The sequence below is a fragment of the Burkholderia sp. BCC0044 genome, from assembly GCF_902832955.1.
Lineage (GTDB): Bacteria > Pseudomonadota > Gammaproteobacteria > Burkholderiales > Burkholderiaceae > Burkholderia.
This window is the reverse complement of sequence record NZ_CADFDO010000001.1, coordinates 873,684-894,748: the sequence shown is the minus strand read 5'-3', so window position 1 is coordinate 894,748 and position 21,065 is coordinate 873,684. Positions and strand designations below refer to the sequence as shown.

20 protein-coding genes, 2 tRNA genes and 1 pseudogene are annotated in these 21,065 nt (G+C 64.8%); 19 read left to right on the top strand and 4 right to left on the bottom strand.

What is annotated here, in order from left to right; all coding sequences use genetic code 11:
• Positions 1 to 28: 28 nt before the first annotated feature.
• On the top strand, positions 29 to 469 hold the full coding sequence (locus HWX14_RS04015; RefSeq protein WP_175881629.1) for a thioesterase family protein: 441 nt from the start codon (positions 29 to 31) through the stop codon (positions 467 to 469).
• A gap of 119 nt (positions 470 to 588) precedes the next feature.
• Here HWX14_RS04015 and HWX14_RS04010 read toward each other — a convergent pair whose 3' ends face one another.
• A complete protein-coding gene (locus tag HWX14_RS04010; protein ID WP_175881628.1) occupies positions 589 to 1,134 on the bottom strand; it encodes a LuxR C-terminal-related transcriptional regulator in 546 nt (181 codons plus the stop codon).
• Positions 1,135 to 1,351: 217 nt separating this feature from the next.
• Here HWX14_RS04010 and HWX14_RS04005 point away from each other — a divergent pair, with 217 nt between their 5' ends.
• Both HWX14_RS04005 and HWX14_RS04000 read left to right on the top strand, forming a co-directional pair.
• On the top strand, positions 1,352 to 2,056 hold the full coding sequence (locus HWX14_RS04005) for a CoA transferase subunit A (RefSeq protein WP_012363722.1): 705 nt from the start codon (positions 1,352 to 1,354) through the stop codon (positions 2,054 to 2,056).
• A gap of 1 nt (position 2,057) precedes the next feature.
• The gene (locus HWX14_RS04000) at positions 2,058 to 2,699 is read left to right on the top strand and encodes a CoA transferase subunit B (RefSeq protein ID WP_023477364.1); all 642 of its coding nucleotides are present in this window, start codon (positions 2,058 to 2,060) and stop codon (positions 2,697 to 2,699) included.
• A gap of 77 nt (positions 2,700 to 2,776) precedes the next feature.
• Here HWX14_RS04000 and HWX14_RS03995 read toward each other — a convergent pair.
• A pseudogene (locus HWX14_RS03995) lies at positions 2,777 to 2,860 on the bottom strand (short chain dehydrogenase); the annotation flags it as partial.
• Positions 2,861 to 2,957: 97 nt separating this feature from the next.
• Here HWX14_RS03995 and HWX14_RS03990 point away from each other — a divergent pair.
• The 12 genes from HWX14_RS03990 (at position 2,958) to HWX14_RS03935 (ending at position 14,872) form a co-directional block, all read left to right on the top strand.
• Entirely contained in the window at positions 2,958 to 3,854 is an 897-nt protein-coding gene (locus HWX14_RS03990; RefSeq protein ID WP_175881627.1) for an alpha/beta hydrolase, read from the top strand.
• Positions 3,855 to 3,933: 79 nt separating this feature from the next.
• A complete protein-coding gene (locus tag HWX14_RS03985) occupies positions 3,934 to 4,287 on the top strand; it encodes a RidA family protein (RefSeq protein WP_069621352.1) in 354 nt (117 codons plus the stop codon).
• A gap of 39 nt (positions 4,288 to 4,326) precedes the next feature.
• Positions 4,327 to 6,561, top strand: coding sequence for a bifunctional (p)ppGpp synthetase/guanosine-3',5'-bis(diphosphate) 3'-pyrophosphohydrolase (locus tag HWX14_RS03980; RefSeq protein WP_175881626.1), 2,235 nt, complete (start codon positions 4,327 to 4,329; stop codon positions 6,559 to 6,561).
• Between the two features lie 84 nt (positions 6,562 to 6,645).
• Positions 6,646 to 6,722 (top strand) — tRNA-Val (locus HWX14_RS03975).
• Between the two features lie 271 nt (positions 6,723 to 6,993).
• The gene (thrS, locus tag HWX14_RS03970; protein WP_175881625.1) at positions 6,994 to 8,901 is read left to right on the top strand and encodes a threonine--tRNA ligase; all 1,908 of its coding nucleotides are present in this window, start codon (positions 6,994 to 6,996) and stop codon (positions 8,899 to 8,901) included.
• 49 nt (positions 8,902 to 8,950) lie between these two features.
• Complete coding sequence (gene infC / locus HWX14_RS03965; protein WP_071734130.1) at positions 8,951 to 9,475, top strand: translation initiation factor IF-3; 525 nt, start codon at positions 8,951 to 8,953, stop codon at positions 9,473 to 9,475.
• 189 nt (positions 9,476 to 9,664) lie between these two features.
• The gene (gene rpmI / locus HWX14_RS03960; RefSeq protein ID WP_004191477.1) at positions 9,665 to 9,862 is read left to right on the top strand and encodes a 50S ribosomal protein L35; all 198 of its coding nucleotides are present in this window, start codon (positions 9,665 to 9,667) and stop codon (positions 9,860 to 9,862) included.
• Positions 9,863 to 9,892: 30 nt separating this feature from the next.
• On the top strand, positions 9,893 to 10,252 hold the full coding sequence (rplT, locus tag HWX14_RS03955) for a 50S ribosomal protein L20 (RefSeq protein WP_004192938.1): 360 nt from the start codon (positions 9,893 to 9,895) through the stop codon (positions 10,250 to 10,252).
• A 149-nt stretch (positions 10,253 to 10,401) separates the two neighbouring features.
• Positions 10,402 to 11,415, top strand: a complete 1,014-nt coding sequence (pheS, locus tag HWX14_RS03950; protein ID WP_175882344.1) for a phenylalanine--tRNA ligase subunit alpha — start codon at positions 10,402 to 10,404, stop codon at positions 11,413 to 11,415.
• 97 nt (positions 11,416 to 11,512) lie between these two features.
• Positions 11,513 to 13,942, top strand: coding sequence for a phenylalanine--tRNA ligase subunit beta (gene pheT, locus HWX14_RS03945; protein ID WP_175881624.1), 2,430 nt, complete (start codon positions 11,513 to 11,515; stop codon positions 13,940 to 13,942).
• Between the two features lie 72 nt (positions 13,943 to 14,014).
• On the top strand, positions 14,015 to 14,401 hold the full coding sequence (locus tag HWX14_RS03940; protein WP_006486093.1) for an integration host factor subunit alpha: 387 nt from the start codon (positions 14,015 to 14,017) through the stop codon (positions 14,399 to 14,401).
• Between the two features lie 54 nt (positions 14,402 to 14,455).
• Positions 14,456 to 14,872 (top strand): MerR family transcriptional regulator, encoded by a 417-nt coding sequence (locus tag HWX14_RS03935; RefSeq protein WP_175881623.1) that lies wholly within the window; start codon positions 14,456 to 14,458, stop codon positions 14,870 to 14,872.
• 81 nt (positions 14,873 to 14,953) lie between these two features.
• Here HWX14_RS03935 and HWX14_RS03930 read toward each other — a convergent pair whose 3' ends face one another.
• Positions 14,954 to 17,164 carry a hypothetical protein gene (locus HWX14_RS03930; protein WP_175881622.1) on the bottom strand — a complete coding sequence of 737 codons (2,211 nt, stop codon included), beginning with the start codon at positions 17,162 to 17,164 and terminating at the stop codon, positions 14,954 to 14,956.
• 392 nt (positions 17,165 to 17,556) lie between these two features.
• On the opposite strand from HWX14_RS03930, the gene HWX14_RS03925 reads away from it, so the two are divergent.
• The 4 genes from HWX14_RS03925 (at position 17,557) to HWX14_RS03910 (ending at position 20,654) form a co-directional block, all read left to right on the top strand.
• A complete protein-coding gene (locus HWX14_RS03925) occupies positions 17,557 to 18,270 on the top strand; it encodes a methyltransferase domain-containing protein (protein ID WP_175881621.1) in 714 nt (237 codons plus the stop codon).
• A 131-nt stretch (positions 18,271 to 18,401) separates the two neighbouring features.
• Positions 18,402 to 18,478: transfer RNA gene (locus tag HWX14_RS03920), tRNA-Pro, on the top strand.
• A 140-nt stretch (positions 18,479 to 18,618) separates the two neighbouring features.
• Complete coding sequence (gene bamC / locus HWX14_RS03915) at positions 18,619 to 19,827, top strand: outer membrane protein assembly factor BamC (RefSeq protein WP_175881620.1); 1,209 nt, start codon at positions 18,619 to 18,621, stop codon at positions 19,825 to 19,827.
• 536 nt (positions 19,828 to 20,363) lie between these two features.
• Positions 20,364 to 20,654, top strand: a complete 291-nt coding sequence (locus HWX14_RS03910) for a putative quinol monooxygenase (protein WP_175882343.1) — start codon at positions 20,364 to 20,366, stop codon at positions 20,652 to 20,654.
• Between the two features lie 55 nt (positions 20,655 to 20,709).
• On the opposite strand, the gene HWX14_RS03905 is transcribed toward HWX14_RS03910, so the two are convergent.
• The gene (locus tag HWX14_RS03905; RefSeq protein ID WP_034184019.1) at positions 20,710 to 20,967 is read right to left on the bottom strand and encodes a hypothetical protein; all 258 of its coding nucleotides are present in this window, start codon (positions 20,965 to 20,967) and stop codon (positions 20,710 to 20,712) included.
• Between the last annotated feature and the right edge of the window lie 98 nt (positions 20,968 to 21,065).

Genomic DNA, 21,065 nt, shown 5'->3' with positions numbered 1-21,065 from the left:
ATGACATTCAGCAACAAAGAAGACTGCAATGAGCGCTACTAGCGATTACTCCCCCGTTTTTGAGATGTCGATGCCGATCCGCTGGGGCGACATGGACGCGTTCGGCCATGTGAACAACACGGTCTATTTCCGCTACATGGAGCAGGCGCGGATCTCGTGGTTCGAGCAGCTCGGCATTGCCGGCGGCAACGGCGAGGGGCAGGGGCCCGTCATCGTCACCGCGTCGATGGAATTCCTCAAGCAACTGCACTATCCGGGCGACGTGATCGCCAGGATGTCGGCTGCGAAGCCGGGCCGAAGCAGCTTCGACACCGGGTTCGAGCTCACGCGCGCGGACGATCCGCAGCATCTCTATGCACGCGGCAACGCGCGCTGCGTGTGGGTCGACTACGCGCTCGGCAAGTCGGTGCCGCTGCCGCCCCTGCTGCGCGACACGATCGAGCACGCGCTGGCGACGAAAATCGGCTGAGGCGCATACCGGCAGTCCGCGCATACCGGGTCGCCGGTGGCGCGCCGAGCCCGTCGTTTCCGTCAATCGGCCGCCGTGTGCGGCCGATCGTCATTTGAGCGCCTGCATCCCCTGCGCGGTCACTGCCCGAGCAGGCGCTGCAGCAGCTCCGGCGTATTGTTCGTCCCGTATTTGCGCATCAGCCGGGCGCGGTAGATGTCGACCGTGCGCGAGCTGATGTCGAGCACGCGCCCGATCTGCTTGCTGGTCTTGCCGGTCGCGAGCTGGGCGGCGATCTCGCGCTCGCGCGGGGTCAGCTCGACCGCGACGCGGCGCGTCGCGCTCAAGTCCTCGAAGGTCCAGACGCCGGCCGCGAGCGGCGCGGTGCGGTCGAGCGCGCGGCCCGTCACGTGGCACCAGAACAGTTCGCCGTCCGCGCGCTTCATGATTCTGTCGTCCGAGTAGACGCCGTTCGCGACCATCACGCGGGCGATGCGCTCGCCGATCCGCTGGAATTCGTCCGTCGACGGGTAGAGCACCTCGTACGATTTTCCGGTCAGGTCGGCCCGCGCGCAGCGGAAGATCGACGCGAGCGCGTCGTTGCAGTCCTCGATCACGCGGTCGCGCGACAGCACGAGGCCGAGCGGCGCGAGGTGGAAGGCGGTCTGGTAATCGAGAGCGGGCATGGCGCAGGAGGCGGAGGGAAATGCTTATGTATTTTTGCGTATTGTGCCGCATCCGTGCCGCATCGTACCCTTTCAGGCATCTCGCGGCGTTCGTCGCGACATAAAAAAGCGTGCCTCGACGCAGGCATCGCCGCGCATGCATAGAATGGTGCGGCGGGCTTGCGCCACGTGGCGCGTGAACCGGTTTTGCTGGTTTCCATAGAGGAAGGGACAACAGATGAACAAAGTCTATCCAAGCGCGGCTGCCGCGCTGGAGGGGATCGTCCGCGACGGACAGACCTTCGCGGTGGGCGGCTTCGGCCTGTGCGGCATTCCCGAGGCGCTGATCGCGGCGTTGCGCGATTCGGCCGTCAAGGGCATCACCTGCATCAGCAACAACGCGGGCGTCGACGGTTTCGGCCTCGGCCTGCTGCTGGAAACGCGCCAGATCAAGAAGATGATCTCGTCGTACGTCGGCGAGAACAAGGAGTTCGAGCGCCAGTACCTGGCCGGCGAACTCGAGCTCGAATTCACGCCGCAGGGCACGCTCGCCGAAAAGCTGCGCGCGGGCGGCGCGGGCATCCCCGCGTTCTTCACGAATACCGGCTACGGCACCGTGATCGCGGAAGGCAAGGAAACGCGCCAGTTCGGCGATCGCCACTACGTGCTCGAGCCGTCGCTGACGGCGGACGTCGCGCTCGTCAAGGCGTGGAAGGCCGACAAATCCGGCAACCTGATCTATCGCCGCACCGCGCGCAACTTCAATCCGATGTGCGCGATGGCCGGCAAGATCACCGTGGCGGAGGTCGAGGAGATCGTCGAGAACGGCACGCTCGATCCGGACCAGGTTCATACGCCGGGAATCTTCGTGCAGCGCATCGTGCTGAACGCGACGCCGGAAAAACGCATCGAACAACGCGTCGTACGCGCGAAAGGAGACTGACATGGCCTGGAATCGTGACCAGATGGCCGCGCGCGCGGCGAAGGAACTGCAGGACGGCTTCTACGTGAACCTCGGCATCGGCCTGCCGACGCTCGTCGCGAACCACGTGCCGGAAGGCGTGGAGGTGTGGCTGCAGTCGGAGAACGGCCTGCTCGGCATCGGCCCGTCGCCGACCGAAGACGAAGTCGACGCCGATCTGATCAACGCCGGCAAGCAGACCGTCACGACGCTGCCCGGTTCGTCGATCTTCTCGTCGGCCGATTCGTTCGCGATGATTCGCGGCGGCCACATCAACCTGGCGATCCTCGGCGCGATGCAGGTCAGCAAGCAGGGCGATCTCGCGAACTGGATGATCCCCGGCAAGATGATCAAGGGGATGGGCGGCGCGATGGACCTCGTCGCGGGCGTGGGGCGTGTCGTCGTGCTGATGGAGCATGTCGCGAAGGGCGATCAGCACAAGATCCTCGACGAATGCAACCTGCCGCTCACGGGTGTCGGCGTGGTCGACCTGATCATCACCGATCTGGGCGTGATCGAAGTGACGCCGGCCGGGTTGAAGGTGCTCGAGCTCGCCGATGGCGTGAGCGCCGACGAGATCCAGGCGAAGACGGGCGCGCCGCTCGACGTCAGCGCCGTGGCCTGAGCACTACCCTGGTGCGTCATTTTCGACGCCCCGCGTTCCTGACGGAGCGCGGGGCGTTTTGTCGTCACGCGCGTGCATCACGCAATCGCGCCGCCGCCGTCGATCAGGACCGTCGAACCGGTTGCATAAGGCGTGGCCGCCAGATACAGGATCGCCTGCGCCTGACGCCTCGTCATTCCGAAGCGGTTTACAATCGTTTGCATCGGGCGTCGCAAGCGTTGCCCCGCGCGTCGCCCCCCGTTCGACAGGATGCCAACGATGCCAACGACCCCAGCGAATCCCCCGGTTCCCCGCCAGCGGCGTGTGCAGTGTGCGAGCGCGGCCGGCCTTCACCACGTCGCCTATACCGAGTGGGGCGACCCCGCGAATCCGCGCGTGCTCGTCTGCGTGCACGGCCTGACCCGCTCCGGGCGCGATTTCGACCGGCTCGCCGCCGCGCTGTCCGATACGTATCGCGTCGTCTGCCCCGATGTCGCCGGGCGCGGCCGGTCCGACCGGCTGGCCGATCCGCGGCTCTATGCGATTCCGCAATACGTGGCCGACATGGTGACGCTGATCGCACGGCTCGACGTCGAATCGGTCGACTGGTTCGGTACGTCGATGGGCGGCCTGATCGGCATGGCGCTCGCCGGGCTGCCCGGTTCGCCGCTGCGCCGGATGATCGTCAACGACGTCGGCCCGCGCATCGAGCCCGATTCGCTGACGCGCATCGGCGAATACCTCGGCGTGCAGCCGCGCTTTGCGACCGAGCAGGAGGGGATCGACTACCTGACGTCGCTGTCGCTGCCGTTCGGCGCGCTGAGCGCCGACGAGTGGCGCGAGATCAACGGGCCGCTGCTGCACGAGCTCCCCGAAGGCGGCTGGACGATGCGCTACGATCCGCGCATCGCCGAGCCGTTCAAGGCGACGACGCCCGAACTGGCCGCGCTCGGCGAGGCCGCGCTGTGGCGCGCGATCGAGACGACGGACGCGGCGCTGCTCGTCGTGCGCGGCGAGACGTCCGACCTGCTGTCGCGCGAGACGGCGGCCGAAATGGTCCGTCGCGGCCGGCATGTGACGCAGGTCGAGATTCCGGGTGCGGGCCACGCGCCGGCGTTCGTCAGCGCCGACCAGATTGCGCTCGCGCGGCGGTTTTTCGTCGAAGGCGGCGCATAAACGCGTCATAATATGCGGTTCGGCGGCACGCGGGCCGTGCCGCCGCCCGATTCCCTACCCATCACGACCGGAACATTTCATGGCAGTCATTCGTCACCACGTCGGGGCCCGTCTCTCCGAAACCGCGATCCACAACGGTACCGTGTATCTGGCCGGCCAGATCGCCGAAGACACTACGCAGGACATCCGCGGCCAGACGCGCGAAGTGCTCGGCCACATCGATCGCCTGCTCGCCGAAGCGAACAGCGACAAGGCGCATCTGCTGTCGGTGCAGATCTACATCTCGGATCTCGCGAACTTCGAAGGCATGAATGCGGAGTGGGACGCATGGGTGGCGGAAGGCAACACGCCGCCGCGCGCGACCGTCGAGGCGAAGCTCGCGGATCCGGCGCTGCTCGTCGAGATCGTCGTCGTCGCCGCGCAGCGGAGCTGAGCGTTATCCGACGATGACCGTATTCCGGCAGGCCGTGCAATGACCGAATCCGTTTCCGCCTCTCCCGTCGCGGCGCCGTCGTTCGACGACGTGCTCGCGTTCGTGCGCGAGCGGGCCGGCGACGTGCGCCTGTCGTCCGGCGAGCTGCTCGCCGACCACTCGGCGGGCACGGCGGCGATCATGCGCACGCTGAACGTCGATCCGCACGCGATGCAGGCCGCCGCGCTGTTCGTGCTGACGCCGCACCTGAGCGACCCCGAGCGCGAGCTGACCGAGCGTTTCGGCGACGAAGTCGCGCGGCTCGTGGCCGACGTGCGCAAGCTGTTGCGGCTCGGCACCGTCAGCCTGCGCGCCGCGCAGAACGCGAAGCCCGACTCCGGGCGCGACGCGGCGGAAGAGCGGCGCACGCAGATCGAGGCGCTGCGCAAGATGCTGCTCGCATTCGCGCAGGACATCCGCGTGGTGCTGATCCGGCTCGCGTCGCGGTTGCAGTCGCTGCGCTACTACGCGGCCGCGAAGCTGGATCCGCCGCCCGACGTCGCGCGCGAGACGCTCGAGATCTATGCGCCGCTCGCGAACCGTCTCGGTATCTGGCAACTGAAGTGGGAGCTCGAGGATCTCGCGTTCCGCTTCGAGGATCCCGTCACCTACAAGCGGATCGCGAAGCTGCTCGACGAGAAGCGCATCGAGCGCGAGGCGTACGTCACGCAGGCGATCGCGCGGCTGCAGCACGAGCTCGCGCAAGCGCACATCCAGGCCGACGTCAGCGGCCGGCCGAAGCATATCTACAGCATCTGGCGCAAGATGCGCGGCAAGGAGCTCGATTTCTCCGAGCTGTACGACGTGCGCGCATTCCGCGTGATCGTGCCCGACATCAAGGATTGCTACACGGTGCTCGGCATCGTGCATCACCTGTGGCAGCCGGTGCCGAAGGAATTCGACGACTACATCTCGCGGCCGAAGCCGAACGGCTACAAGTCGCTGCATACGGTCGTGATCGGCGACGACGGCCGCGCGTTCGAGGTGCAGATCCGCACGCAGGAGATGCATCGTTTCGCCGAGTACGGCGTCGCCGCGCACTGGCGCTACAAGGAGGCCGGCGCGCGCGGCTATGGCGGCCAGTTCTCGGCGAGCGACAAGTACGACGAGAAGATCGCGTGGCTGCGCCAGTTGCTCGCATGGAAGGATGACGTCGAGGACGGCACCGAGGTGTCGGGCGATCAGGCGTGGGCGCAATTGCGCGAGACGTCGCTCGACGACGACCACATCTACGTGCTGACGCCGCAGGCGCGCGTGATCGCGTTGCCGCAGGGCGCGACGCCGGTTGATTTCGCGTACCACCTGCACAGCGAGCTCGGCCATCGCTGCCGCGGCGCGCGCGTCGACGGCGTAATGGTGCCGCTGAACACGTCGCTCGCGAACGGCCAGACGGTCGAGATCGTCGCGGTGAAGGAGGGCGGGCCGTCGCGCGACTGGCTGAACCTGCAACTGGGTTACCTGAAGAGCTCGCGCGCGCGGCAGAAGGTGCGTGCGTGGTTCAACTCGATCGAGCAGGAAGAAAACATCGCGCACGGCCGCGCGCTCATCGAAAAGACGCTGCAGCGCGAGGGCAAGACGTCGGTCAGCCTGGACAACCTCGCCGCGAAGCTCGGCTTCAAGTCGCCCGAGGAGCTGTTCTCGGTCGTCGGCAAGGAAGAGTTCAGCCTGCGCAACGTCGAGCATGCGCTGTCCGATGCGCCGCCGCCGGAACCGGCGCCCGAGGCGCCGGCCGATTTCGAGAAGCGCAGCAGCGGCGCGAGCGTCGCGCACGGCGCGTCGACCGGCGTGCTGGTAGTCGGCGTCGACGCACTGCTGACGCAGCTGGCGCGCTGCTGCCGTCCGGCGCCGCCCGATCCGATCAGCGGTTTCGTCACGCGCGGCAAGGGGATGTCGATCCACCGCAGCGACTGCCCGACGTTTCGCCGGATGGTCGAGCGCGCGCCGGAACGCGTGCTGCAGACGACCTGGTCGGCCGACGTGCTGGGCGGGCGCGGCGCATCCGTCTATCCGGTCGATCTGATGATCGAGGCGAGCGATCGGCAAGGGCTGCTGCGCGATATCTCCGAAGTGTTCGCGCGCGAAAAGATCAACGTCGTGGGCGTGAAGACGCAGAGCCGCCGCAATGCGGCCTTCATGCAGTTCACGGTCGAGGTATCGAATTCGGCGCAGGTGCAGCGCGCGTGCACGCTGCTCGGCGAGGTGCAGGGCGTCGTGCGGGCAGGGCGGAAATCCTGATGGGGTTGGAACCGCGTTATTTTGCTGCGGCCGCATAAAACACTTGCCAAGCTGGTAGCCACTTCATATAATCTTAGCTTCTCTAGGCTCGTAGCTCAGTTGGTTAGAGCACCACCTTGACATGGTGGGGGTCGTTGGTTCGAATCCAATCGAGCCTACCAACGAATCGAGAATGCCCGGCTTCCGGGTGTTCGATGCAGTACACAACTCAACGCGAACAAGGCGAATACGGTTATGACACCGCGAACGTTGACCGAAACCACTTCGGAGCGACGCTAGTCGAGGAACGTTTTCGCCCTTTCAGGTTGAGTGAAGTATCGAATGCGGCCCCTCGAAAGCGGGGCCGCATTTTTTTTGTCGCGAAATTTTCACGCGTGAGTTCGATCTCGCGTACCTGGTCTGCCGCCCACTGTCGGCATCACGGAGAATGCTATGGTTTCGATACGCTTGCCTGACGGCTCAGTTCGACAATACGAGCATCCGGTGACAGTTGCCGAGGTTGCAGCCTCGATCGGTCCCGGCCTTGCGAAGGCTGCGCTTGGTGGCAAGCTCGATGGCGAGCTCGTGGATACGTCGACGGTGATCGACCGCGACGCGTCGCTCGCGATCGTCACGGACAAGGATGCCGACGGTCTCGACATCATCCGTCACTCGACCGCCCACTTGCTCGCGTATGCGGTGAAGGAGCTGTATCCGGACGCGCAGGTGACGATCGGCCCGGTGATCGACAACGGTTTCTATTACGACTTCTCGTACAACCGCCCGTTTACGCCGGAAGATCTGGAGAAGATCGAAAAGCGCATGCAGGAGCTCGCGAAGAAGGACGAGCCGGTCACGCGCCGTGTCGTGTCGCGCGACGAGGCGGCCGGTTACTTCCGCAGCATCGGCGAGAAGTACAAGGCCGAGATCATCGAATCGATTCCGCAGAGCGACGAAATCAAGCTGTACTCGCACGGCGGCTTCACCGATCTGTGCCGCGGCCCGCACGTGCCGTCCACCGGCAAGCTGAAGGTCTTCAAGCTGATGAAGGTCGCGGGCGCGTACTGGCGCGGCGATTCGAAGAACGAGCAGCTGCAGCGCATCTACGGCACGGCCTGGACGAAGAAGGAAGACCAGGATCAGTACCTGCACATGCTGGAGGAAGCGGAAAAGCGCGACCACCGCAAGCTCGGCAAGCAGCTCGACCTGTTCCACATGCAGGAAGAGTCGCCGGGCATGGTGTTCTGGCATCCGAAGGGCTGGGCGCTGTGGCAGCAGGTCGAGCAGTACATGCGCCGCCGCGTGAACGACGCCGGCTATCTCGAGATCAAGACGCCGATGATCATGGACCGCTCGCTGTGGGAAGCGTCGGGCCACTGGCAGAACTATCGCGAGAACATGTTCACGACGGAGTCGGAGAAGCGCGACTACGCGATCAAGCCGATGAACTGCCCGGGCCACGTCCAGGTGTTCAAGCACGGCTTGCGCTCGTACCGCGACCTGCCGCTGCGTTACGCGGAATTCGGCTCGTGCCACCGCAACGAGGCGTCGGGCGCGCTGCACGGCCTGATGCGCGTGCGCGGCTTCGTGCAGGACGACGCGCACATTTTCTGTACGGAAGACCAGTTCATCTCGGAATCGATCGCGTTCAACACGCTGGCCATGAGCGTGTACAAGGACTTCGGTTTCGATCACATCGACATCAAGCTGTCGCTGCGCCCCGACCAGCGTGCGGGCACGGACGAGACGTGGGATCGCGCCGAGCAGGGTCTGCGCGACGCGCTGACGGCCTGCGGCCTCACGTGGGAAGAATTGCCGGGCGAGGGTGCGTTCTACGGCCCGAAGATCGAGTACCACATCAAGGACGCGCTCGGCCGCTCGTGGCAGTGCGGCACGCTGCAGCTCGACATGGTGCTGCCGGAGCGCCTCGGCGCCGAGTACGTGGCGGAAGACAACAGCCGCCGTCGGCCGGTGATGCTGCACCGCGCGATCGTCGGTTCGATGGAGCGTTTCCTCGGCATTTTGATCGAGCACCATGCTGGTGCAATGCCCGCCTGGCTCGCGCCGTATCAGGCAATTGTGCTCAATATCGCCGAAAGTCAGGCCGAATATGCGCAGGCTCTAGCCCAATCGTTGCAAAAACAAGGGGTTAGAGTGGCGGCGGATTTGCGCAACGAGAAGATTAGCTATAAAATACGCGAGCACACGCTGGAAAAGGTGCCTTATCTCCTCGTCGTGGGCGATAAGGAGCGTGATGCGCAAACGGTAGCCGTGCGTGCCCGTGGCGGCGTCGACCTTGGCGTAATGCCGGTCGAAGCCTTCGTTGAGCGTCTGCAGGAAGACCTGCGCTCGTTCAAGTAACCGCCCTGGCAGCGCGGCTCGTTTTTTTAATTTTTAGAGGAAACGTAACATCGCTACTGATAAGTCGTCGCACCGCATCAACGGTGAAATCACTGCGCCGGAAGTGCGCCTGGTCGGGATCGAGAACGAACCGCTCGGTATCGTAAAACTCGCTGATGCTTTCCGTAAATCGGAAGAACTGGATGTTGACCTGGTGGAGATCGCGCCGCAAGCGGTGCCGCCGGTTTGCCGTCTGATGGATTACGGCAAGTTCAAGTACCAGGAATCGAAGAAGCAGCACGAAGCGAAGCTGAAGCAGAAGGTCATCCAGGTCAAGGAAGTCAAGTTCCGCCCGGGTACCGATGACGGGGATTACAACGTCAAGCTCCGCAATCTCGTGCGCTTCCTCGAAGAGGGCGACAAGACGAAGATCACGTTGCGTTTCCGCGGCCGCGAAATGGCTCACCAGGAAATCGGTATGCGGATGCTCGAGCGTCTGCGCACGGATCTCGAGGAAGTCGGCCAGGTCGAGCAGATGCCGAAGATGGAAGGGCGCCAGATGATCATGGTGCTCTCGCCGAAGAAAAAGAAGTAACGGGCCCGCGCGCGTCGCGCGCAGGTTCGACAGTGGTTCGGCGCGTTGCCCGGTCAGGGCGGCGCGCCAACGATGACGGCGGCTGCGCAAGCGGGCGCCGTACACAAGTGGACTGGGTTTCGAAGGGCGGGTCAAGGGCGCAAGCCAACCGCACACCCATCGCCATCTAATAAACTGGAGTTGTTCGTCATGCCTAAGATGAAGACCAAGAAGAGCGCTGCAAAGCGCTTCGTGGTGCGTCCGGGCGGTACCGTCAAGCGCGGTCAAGCCTTCAAGCGTCACATCCTGACCAAGAAAACCACGAAGAACAAGCGCCATCTGCGCGGCGCAACGGCAGTTCATGATTCCGATCTGAACTCCGTCCGCGCGATGCTCCCGTTCGCGTAACCCCTCAACTGATACTCCAAGGAGAGAAACATGCCTCGAGTCAAACGTGGGGTAACCGCACGGGCCCGCCACAAGAAGATCATCAACCTGGCCAAGGGTTATCGCGGCCGCCGCAATAACGTCTACCGCATCGCCAAGCAGGCGGTGATGCGCGCTGGTCAGTATGCGTACCGCGATCGCCGCAACAAGAAGCGTGTGTTCCGCGCACTGTGGATCACGCGTATCAACGCGGCAGTTCGCCAGCACGACATGACCTACAGCGTGTTCATCAACGGCCTGAAGAAGGCGTCGATCGAACTCGACCGTAAGGTCCTGGCCGACATGGCGGTGTTCGACAAGGCTGCTTTTGCTGCGATCGTCAAGCAGGTGAAAGCCGCCGTTGCAGCCTAATTGCGAAATTAGCACTGCGTGGTTAGTTGCAGCGAGGTTCCGGTAGTCTCGGCCGCTGCAGCGAAAACGGGGCTCTTCCGAGCCCCTTTTTTGTTTGGCGAGGCCATTTCGCTCGCCAAGACCGAATGACGTTGGAAATGATGGGATCTATGGATCTGGACCAGATTGTCGCCGACGCGCAGCAGTCCTTCGAACAGGCTGCCGACATCACCACGCTCGAAAACGAGAAAGCTCGATTTCTCGGCAAATCGGGTGCGCTGACCGAGTTGCTCAAGGGCCTCGGCAAGCTCGATCCCGAAGCACGCAAGACCGAAGGCGCACGCATCAACGTCGCGAAGCAGCAGGTCGAAGCCGCGCTCACCGCCCGTCGCCAGGCACTGGCCGACGCGCTGCTGAATCAGCGCCTCACCGCCGAAGCGATCGACGTGACGTTGCCGGGCCGCGGCGCCGGTGCAGGCAGCCTGCACCCGGTGATGCGCACGTGGGAGCGTGTCGAACAGATTTTCGGCTCGATCGGTTTCGACGTGGCCGACGGCCCCGAAATCGAGACCGACTGGTACAACTTCACGTCGCTGAACAGCCCGGAGAACCATCCGGCGCGTTCGATGCAGGACACCTTCTACGTCGAAGGCAAGGATGCCGACGGCCGCCAGCTCCTGCTGCGCACGCACACGAGCCCGATGCAGGTGCGTTATGCGCGCATGAACCGTCCGCCGATCAAGGTGATCGCGCCGGGCCGCACGTACCGCGTCGACAGCGATGCGACCCACTCGCCGATGTTCAATCAGGTCGAGGGGCTGTGGATCGACGAAAACATCAGCTTCGCCGACCTCAAGAGCGTCTATACCGACTTCCTGAAAAAATTCTTCGAGCGCGACGACATCCTCGTGCGCTTCCGTCCGTCGTATTTCCCGTTCACGGAACCGTCGGCCGAGATCGACATGATGTTCGAGCAAGGCAAGAACGCCGGCAAGTGGCTCGAAATTTCCGGTTCGGGGCAGGTGCATCCGACCGTGATCCGCAACATGGGCCTCGACCCCGAGCGCTACATCGGTTTCGCGTTCGGCAGCGGCCTCGAGCGCCTGACGATGCTGCGCTACGGCGTCCAGGATCTGCGGCTGTTCTTCGAGAACGACCTGCGTTTCCTGCGCCAGTTCGCGTAACGCCGCTCGCCGTGCCGACCTGTGCCCGCGCACGCCCCGCCGGACGATTCCGACGGGGCCCGGGCGTCGATCTAACCTGTTTCGAACGTAGACATCCATGCAATTCCCTGAATCCTGGTTGAGAACCTTTGTCGACCCGCAGCTGACGACCGACGAGCTGTCGCACGCGCTGACGATGGCGGGGCTCGAAGTCGAATCGCTGAGCAAGGCTGCGCCCCCGACGTCGAAGATCGTCGTCGGCCGCGTGCTCGAAGTCGTCAAGCATCCGGATGCGGACAAGCTCAATGTCTGCCAGGTCGACGCCGGCACCGGCGCGACGCTGAACATCGTCTGCGGCGCGCCGAACGTGGCGCCCGGCATCAAGGTGCCGGTCGCGCTGGTCGGCGCGGAACTGCCGCCGGCGGAAGAGGGCGGCAAGCCGTTCGCGATCAAGCTGTCGAAGCTGCGCGGCGTGGAGAGCCAGGGGATGCTGTGCTCGGCGCGCGAGCTGAAGTTGTCCGAGGATCACAGCGGGCTGCTGATCCTGCCGGAAGATACGCCGATCGGCCAGGACATCCGCGAAACCCTCAATCTCGACGACACGATCTTCGAAATCAAGCTGACGCCGAACAAGGCCGACTGCCTGTCGGTGTTCGGCATCGCGCGCGAGACGGCCGCGATCACCGGCGCGCCGCTGACGCCGGTCGACATTCGCCCGGTGAACGTCGAGCTCGACGAAACGCTGCCGGTGCGCATTGCCGCGCCCGATCTGTGCGGCCGCTTCTCGGGACGCGTGATCCGCGGCGTGAACGCGCACGCGAAGACGCCGCAGTGGATGGTCGAGCGTCTCGAGCGTTCGGGCCAGCGCAGCGTGTCCGCGCTCGTCGACATCTCGAATTACGTGATGTTCGAACTCGGCCGCCCGTCGCACGTGTTCGATCTCGACAAGATCCACGGCGGCATCGAAGTGCGCTGGGGCAAGCGCGGCGAATCGCTGAAGCTGCTCAACGGCAACACGGTCGAACTCGACGAAACGGTCGGCGTGATCGCGGACGACCGTCAGGTCGAAAGCCTGGCCGGCATCATGGGCGGCGACAGCACGGCCGTCACGCTCGATACGACCAACATCTACCTGGAAGCCGCGTTCTGGTGGCCGGACAGCATCCGCGGCCGCGCGCGCAAGTACAACTTCTCGACCGATGCGGCTCACCGCTTCGAGCGCGGCGTCGACTACGCGACGACCGTAGAGCACGTCGAACGCATCACGCAACTGATTCTCGAGATCTGCGGCGGCAAGGCCGGCCCGGTCGACGATCAGGCGGTAAACCTGCCGCAGCGCGCGCCGGTGAAGATGCGCGTGTCGCGCGCGAACCGCATCATCGGCGTGAAGATCGACGCCGACGAGATCGCGAACATCTTCACGCGCCTCGGCCTGCCGTTCGAGCGTGAGGAGGACGCGTTCCTCGTCACGCCGCCGTCGCACCGCTTCGACATCGAGATCGAGGAAGACCTGATCGAGGAAGTGGCGCGCATCTACGGCTTCGAGAAGATCCCGGCGCGGCCGCCGGTCGCGACGAGCGAAATGCGCGCGACCCACGAGACGCGCCGTTCGATCCACGACATCCGTCACGCGCTCGCCGCGCGCGACTACGCGGAAACCGTCAACTTCAGCTTCGTCGATGCGGAGTGGGAGCAGGATTTCGCGGGCAACGACAACCCGATCCGGCTGCTGAACCCGATCGCGAGCCAGCTTTCGGTGATGCGCACCACGCTGTTCGGCAGCCTGATCGCCGTGCTGCGCCACAACCTGAACCGCCGCGCCGATCGCGTGCGCGTGTTCGAATCGGGGCGCGTATTCGTCGCCGATCCGTCGGTGAAGGCCGGCGAACTGGCGGTCGAAGGTCATGCGCAGCCGAAGCGCGTCGGCGCGCTGGCGTACGGTCCGGCATTCGACGAGCAGTGGGGCATCGCGACCCGCGCGGTCGATTTCTTCGACGTGAAGGGCGATCTCGAGGCCCTGCTCGCGCCGGCGGTCGCGCGGTTCGTGAAGGCCGAGCATCCGGCCCTTCATCCGGGCCGCAGCGCACGCATCGAAATCGACGGCCGCGCGGTCGGCTGGATCGGCGAGCTGCATCCGCGCCTGATGCAGAAGTACGAGCTGCCGCACCCGCCGGTGATGTTCGAGATCGACACGGACGCGCTGATTGCCCGTGCGCTGCCCGCGCCGACCGACGTGTCGAAATTCCCGCCGGTCCGGCGCGATATCGCCGTTGTCGTCGATCAGGCGGTCGAGGTTCAGGCACTTTTCGACGAAATGAAGAAGGCGCTTGCCGAAGAGGCCTGCCGATTCGTTCAGAAGGTTGTACTCTTCGACGAATTTCGTGCAAAATCAAATACTTCCGGTGGTCTTGCCGCGAACGAGAAGAGCCTTGCCTTCCGCGTCACGCTGCAGGACGCGGCTGGCACGCTGCAGGACGAGGTCGTCGATCAGGCGATCCAGACGCTGGTCGAGCGGATGGCTCGTGCCGGTGCGCGCCTGCGCGGCTAAGGAGAGGGCCCGCCCGTTCGCGGGCGGCTTTTTTCCATCGTAAGTTTTGATTCAACGCGCTGTATGGCAGATATGAACGACATGACCTCGAGTGAATTCGAAGCCCTCCTGACGGCGCAACGCAGCGCGATGAACCGCGACGCTTCGGCGCCGGCGTCCACCGAGACGCCGACGTTGACGAAGGCGGAACTGGCGGAGCTGCTGTTCGACAGCGTCGGGCTGAACAAGCGTGAAGCGAAGGACATGGTCGAGGCGTTTTTCGAAGTGATCCGCGATGCGCTCGAAAACGGCGAAAGCGTCAAGCTGTCGGGGTTCGGCAATTTCCAGCTGCGCGACAAGCCGCAGCGTCCGGGCCGCAATCCGAAGACGGGCGAGGCGATTCCGATCGCGGCCCGCCGGGTGGTAACCTTCCACGCGAGCCAGAAGCTGAAGGCGCTGGTCGAAAACGGCGCGGAGTAAGACGCGCGCCCACGCCCCGCGCGGCTGCCGCGCACCCTTACCGACGGTTAACCGATGACCACCACGGTTGAGAAAGTCGTCTTGCCTCCGATTCCCGCGAAGCGCTACTTCACGATCGGCGAAGTCAGCGAACTGTGCGGGGTCAAACCGCATGTGCTGCGTTACTGGGAACAGGAATTCACTCAGCTGCGGCCGGTGAAGCGGCGCGGCAACCGGCGGTATTACCAGCATCACGAAGTGCTGCTGATCCGGCGGATTCGCGAGTTGCTGTACGAGCAGGGCTTCACGATCAACGGCGCGCGCAACCGGCTCGATTCGCCGGGCAGCGAGCGGGCCGCGGCGGCGGAGCCGGTCGAATCCGGCGCGCAGGCCGTCGATGCGCGCGGGGCGGTCAGGCCGGGCGCGAACGTCGATGTGATCGCGTTGCGGCAGGCGTTGCTGGACGTGATCGACGGACTGAAACACGACTGAGCGCACGGCGCGCAGGATGCATTGGAAAGCCCGGTTGGCGACCTGCCACCGGGCTTTTTTCATGCGGGTCGCGCCTGCGGATCAGCGCGACGCGAGCGGATTCTTCCGGCCCATGTCGACGACCAGCGTGCCGTCCGGCAGCATCCGCACCGAGCCCTGCGCGACCTGGCTGCGGTACCCGTACAGGTCGAACCGCATCGGGCCGGCCTCGGCCGAATTCCGGATCAGCGCGCGCACGTTCAGCTCGAGCACGTTGAACATCTTCATGTCGCCGCCTTCCATCCACATGTAGCTCGGCGCATCGATCTGCGGCCGCTTCGGCGCGGGCGCGCCCGCTGCGCGCCGGAACGTCAGACGCAAGCCGTCACGCTCGACCGTTGCCTGGCCGAGCTTGCCGTTCAACACGGGCGGCGGGAACACGGTGTACTGGTCGAGCACGAGCGTGTCGCCGCGCAGTTCCGCGCCGCGCCGTTGCAGCGGCGTCAGCGACGAGAGCTCGATGCCGAGCGAGCGCAGCAGCGTCGCCTGCGGGATGCCGAGCACCGACACCTGCGACGGCTTGAATGCGAGGTGGCGGTCGTCGAGTACCGTCAGCGAGCCCTTCATGTCGGTCGGCAACCAGACGCCCGGCACGTGATTCCACAGCTTGATGCCGCCCTGGACGCGCAGGTTCTGGCCGTCCGCGCTCAATTGCAGGTCGTTCAGCGAGCGCGGCGAATAGTCGAGCAGGTAGTTGTTGAAGAGCGCCGACATCGCCTTCCACGACTCGACGACCGTGCCGCCGAGAATGCGGATGTCGTACTGGTTCGGGTCGTCGAGATCGACGGGTTCGCCGGCACGCTTCGACACGAGCTCCACGTCGAGATCCTCGACATGGAAGCCGATATCGCCGGACAGGTTGAAGTCGACGTTGCGCAGATGGATCGTCGGGTTGCGGTTCGACACGTGCCGTTCGTTGAACGGTGTCGTCGACGTGCGCCGCATCGCGACCTTCTGCATGCCGGGCCGCACGGCGTCCGCCGCGAGCGCATACGCTTCCCAGTGCTGCCGCACGTCGCGCAGCGCATTCTGCTGCGCGGCGAGGAAGCTGTCGTTCAGGCGCGCCGCTGCGTTGCCGAGCAGCGCGCCGCTCGCCGGGCCCGTATACGAAGGCATCCGGATCGCCATCGCGCCGCTTTCGTCGAAATTGAAGTAGCCGGCCGACACCTGGTCGCGATAGTGATACAGGTCGAACACGAACGTCTGGTCGCGCTTCGACGCGTCGAGCGGACCGATCAGGATGTCCGCGTTCATCGGCATCGAGCGCATGAACTTCACGTCGCCGCCGCGGATAACCATCGCCTGCTGCGGCGCGTTCGCGGGCATCGCGAAGCCGGCATGCGTGCCGTCGTCGAGCTTCAGGTCGAGGCCCGCCGGCGTCACGCGCAGCGCGGTGATCGTGAGCTTCAGGCGCGGCGGCGGCATCAGCTTGTCGACGGCCATCACGAGATCGTCGCCGGCGAGTTGCGCGATCGGCGTCTGCACCTTCAGCAGGTCGGCCATTTTCACGTTGGCCGCGCGCATCACCGGCTGCGCGTTGAGCCCCGACACGCGCACGCCGGTCGGATGGAACACGAGTTGGCTGCCGTCGCGGATCGCGAGCGTGCCGGTCAGCGAGAACGGTACCCAGCCGTCGCGCTGCATCTCGCCTTGCAGATGGATCACGCCGTCGCCGGCCGACACCGCGAGCTTGCGCAGCGGCGCGTTGCGATAGCCGAAGATGTAGGTGTTGAAGAGGGCGGTCAGCTTCGCGTTGTCGAGCGTGACCGTGCCTTCATGCACGTCGATCTCGAAGCTCGTCGGATCGTCGAATACGATCGGCGCGCCGGCCTGCGTCGGCACGAGCGTGGCCGACAGCTGATGGATGAAGAAGCCGAGGTTGTTGACGACGCGGAAATCGACGTCGCGCAGGAACGTCATCGCACCGTTCTGCCCCGAGTCGCGCAGCGTGAACGGGCGCGGTTGCGTGAGGCGGATCGACGCGAGCGACGGTACGGTACGCGCGACCTGCTGCTCGTGCGCGAGCCGCTCGGCCTTGGTCCGCTCGATCTTCGTCGATGCGGCGGACGGGGCGCTGTCGCGCTGCGCGGTCGATTCCGCGCAGCCGGCGCAGAGCAGGGCGAGCGCCAGCGCGCCGCAGCCGAACACGCGGGATGTCGTGTGCGACATCGGGGCGGCCGTGCGTCGCAGGCCGGAAATCCAGTCGAAAATTGCCAAAGGCGAGCGATGGCCGCGCCGGACCGTATTCCGCATCGTCTGTCTCCATGTCTTGTCTTGATCGACGGCGGCGCGCGCCACTGCACGGCGCGAGCGTCGATGCCGTGCAGTGTGTCATAGCGCGCTAGAGCCGCGTTACCAAACAACGGGCGTCCGGCTGCGGTGCCCGGGCGGGCTGCCGGACAACGGATTCGCGGTGGATGGCCGGCCGGATCAAACGGTCGTTCGGTTTGTCCGGACCGTCGGTCGGCGTCCTTCAAGGCGACCCTGAAAATCCGCCGGCGGCGTTGGCCGGCGCGGGTTTCACCGGATGCCGAAGGGGCGCGGCCCCGGGCATCGACGGATACGATCGGGGAAGGCGGCGAGGTAAGATCGGCATCAGCGGCGAATTCGATATCACGACACGGCAGCCATCACGGGGAAGCGCCATGGACCTGAAGGAAGTCGACGTACTGGGTGCGGGGGTGGGCGATCACTGGTACTACGCGTCGAAGGCGAGCGCCATTCGCCGGTTCCTGGGCGCGTCGGGCGCGAACCGGATACTCGACGTCGGTGCGGGCTCCGGCTTTTTCTCGAAGCATCTGCTCGAGCGCACGCAGGCGACGGAAGCATGGTGTGTCGATACGAGCTACCCCGACGACAGCGACGGCGAGGCGGCCGGCAAGCCCATCCACTTTCGGCGCGCGGTCGATCGATTCGATGCCGATCTCGTGTTGCTGATGGACGTGCTCGAACATGTCGACGACGACGTCGGGCTGCTGACGCAGTATGTGAAGGGCGCGCCTTCGGGCAGCCGGTTCCTGATCACGGTTCCCGCGTTCCAGTTCCTGTGGAGCGGCCACGACGATTTCCTCGAGCACAAGCGCAGGTATACGCTCGGCGGCCTCGAGGACGTGGCCCGGCGTGCGGGGCTCGACGTCGAGCACGGCGCCTATTATTTCGGCCTCACGTTTCCGCTCGCGGCCGCACTGCGGCTGGGCGAACGGGCGCGTTCGCATCCGCGCGAGCCTGCGTCGCAATTGCGCCGTCATCATCCGTTCGTCAACGGCGTGCTCAAGACGATCTGCCGCATCGAGTTGCCGATGTTTCGCTTCAACCGCGTCGCCGGCTTGACGGTCATCTGCGTCGCACGCAAGCGGTGACGGCGATACGTGATCGGTGCCGCGGATTGCTTGCATCGGCGCGATCGCGCCAAAAAATTTCACGAGAACATTCACAAAATGCATGCGACCCGTTCTAAATCGGGAAACTGTCTGTTATAATTTTTTTCTTTCGGGGCGTAGCGCAGCCTGGTAGCGTACCTGCATGGGGTGCAGGTGGTCGGAGGTTCAAATCCTCTCGCCCCGACCAGACAAGAACCCGCGTCAGTTCAAGCTGACGCGGGTTTTTTCTTGGCCGTCGCTTTTTTGCACATCGCAGCGCGGCCCCGGTAAAATGCAAGGTTGATCCACGGAAAGCGCCGTGATTTAGCGGAAGAGGATTCCCCGAACATGACTGATCTTCGTCTTACCATGCGGTTCGCTGCAGTGCTCGCCACCGGCGCGCTCGTCGCCGGTTGCGGTACGTCGTCGCCCACGAAAGTGGACTACAAGAGCGATTCGAAATCGAAGGAAGCGTCGCTCGCAGTGCCGCCCAACATGCTCGACGAGACGGCCGATCAGCGTTCGCTGCCGCCCCAGGGCGGCGCGACTTCCCTGTCCGCGCTCAAGGAGGTCCAGCAGGCCGCGCCCGCGCTGGACACCGTCGCGCCGGCCGTGGCCGGCATGCATATCCAGCGCGACGGCACCGAAAGCTGGCTCGTGATCGACGGCAAGCAGCCGGCCGCCATCTGGCCGCAGGTTCGCCGTTTCTGGCAGGAGCAGGGCTTCCTGCTCGTCGTCGACCAGCGCGACAAGGGCGTGATGGAAACCGACTGGAACGAAACCCATCCGCAGATCAACGACGGCCTGATCCGCAGCGTGATCTCGAAGGCGATGGGCAATTCGTACGTGACGGCCGAACGCAACAAGTACCGTACGCGTCTCGATTCGGCGCCGAACGGCGGCACCTACGTGTTCATCAGCCAGAAGGGGATGCGCGAGGCGATCACCGGCGCGAACAACGATTCGAGCAAGTGGGAACCGAAGCCGAACGATCCGGCGCTCGAGACGGAATACCTGAAGCGGCTGATGGCCGTGCTCGCGCAGAACGAGCAGCGCGCGAAGAACGGCGAGCCGCCGATCGCGAACATCAAGGACAACGCGGTGCCGAAGGACAAGAAGGCGGATGCCGACGCGTCGTCGAAGGCCGCCGCGGCGATCGCCGCGCAGAACGTGTCGCGCACGTCGGCGCAAGGCAATGACGCGGCTGAAGCGGCCGTGCCGTCCGAAGTCACGCTCGGCGAGCCGTACGACCGGTCGTGGCTGCACGTCGGTCTCGCGCTCGATCGCGCGAACTTCACGGTCGACGATCGCGATCGCTCGAAGGGCCTGTACTTCGTGCGCTATGTCGATCCGAAGGATCTGAGTTCGGCCGAGCAGGGCTTCTGGAGCCAGCTGTTCCATGGCAAGAAGGAAAAGCAGGCGAAGCAGTATCGCGTCAACGTGAAGGCGCTGACGGCCGATCAGACGCGTGTCGCGGTCGTCGACGATGCGGGCGCGATCGATACGTCGTCGCCGGCTCGCCAGATCATGGGGTTGCTCGTGAATCAGCTCCGCTGATCCCGGCGTTTCCCGCACCGTTGAAAAGCCCGCCCTTCGGCGGGCTTTTTTCATGGTCGCTCGCCGGCGCGTGCGAGTTGTCGAGGGGTGCGGCCCCGCCCCGTGACGTTACGTAACATTCGAGCGTTACGACGACAGAACACGTGTCACATTGTCGCCGATCTAAAAAATTGTCCTTATAAATCAATGGAGTGCCGGGTGCGTGATGCCTGGCACGCAACCTGCTTTATAGGTTGGAATCGTCAGGACAGGGAGGATTGGCGTCAGAGTCCGGGCATGCGCCGCGAGCGCCTGAACAAACGGTATCGACGCCTTCACATGCCGACGCGTCAAGCGTCCGCACAACAGATGACGATCCGCGCCAGCGTGCGGATCTCGATGGCCCCGTCGCCTATCCTCGTAGGGCGACGGTTTCGCCCGCGCTTCTCTGAAGCGCGGGCTATTTTTTTTGTGCCGTCGTCATGCCGTATCGGCGTCGCCGATGCGCGGTGCGGGATTCGCGTATTCTCGGACTTTTTCGGATGAAGGAGGCGGGAATGGCGGAAATTGCAGTCGTGGCGCTGATCGCGGCGAAGCCGGGCGCCGAGGAAAAGCTGCGTACCGTGCTGGAGGGAATCGTGGAGCCGACCCGCAACGAAGCCGGCGCATTGCAATACGACCTGCACCGGGATCTGAAGGAGCCCGCGCGGTTCGTATTTGTCGAGCGTTGGGAGAGCGAGGAGGCGCTGGCCGCTCATGCGCGTTCCGCGCATATTCTCGCTTATCGCGAAGCGGCCGCGGACTGGATCGAGCGTTCCGAAATCCGCGTGCTGTCGAAGCTCGTCTGAGCGCGAGCCGGGTGGGGCGACCGGACGTGTCCGGTCGCGGCGGCGCGTCAGTGCGTCAGTGCGACGTGCCGGGTACGTCGAGGATCAGGATGATCGTCCAGTCGGCGTCGCCGTCATGGTGATACTGGCGCTCGGCAACGATGAACGGTTGCTGCTTGCCTTGCGGGCCGAGGAACAGCACGTCGCCCTCCATCGGCAGGCACTCGATCGGCGGCAGCGCGAGAAACGCGTCCGCCGAGCCGCGGGGCATCAGTTGCTTGATCTGGCGAGTGGCGGCTTCGGTCCACTCGATGTCGAGTTGAATGTTGCTCATGCTGTCCTCCGCACCGGGGTGCGCACGGGTGGAAAATTTCGGTGCGCGACTTTAGCACAGCGCGCAGGCGCCGCAACCAAAAAAGCCGAACCCGGTTG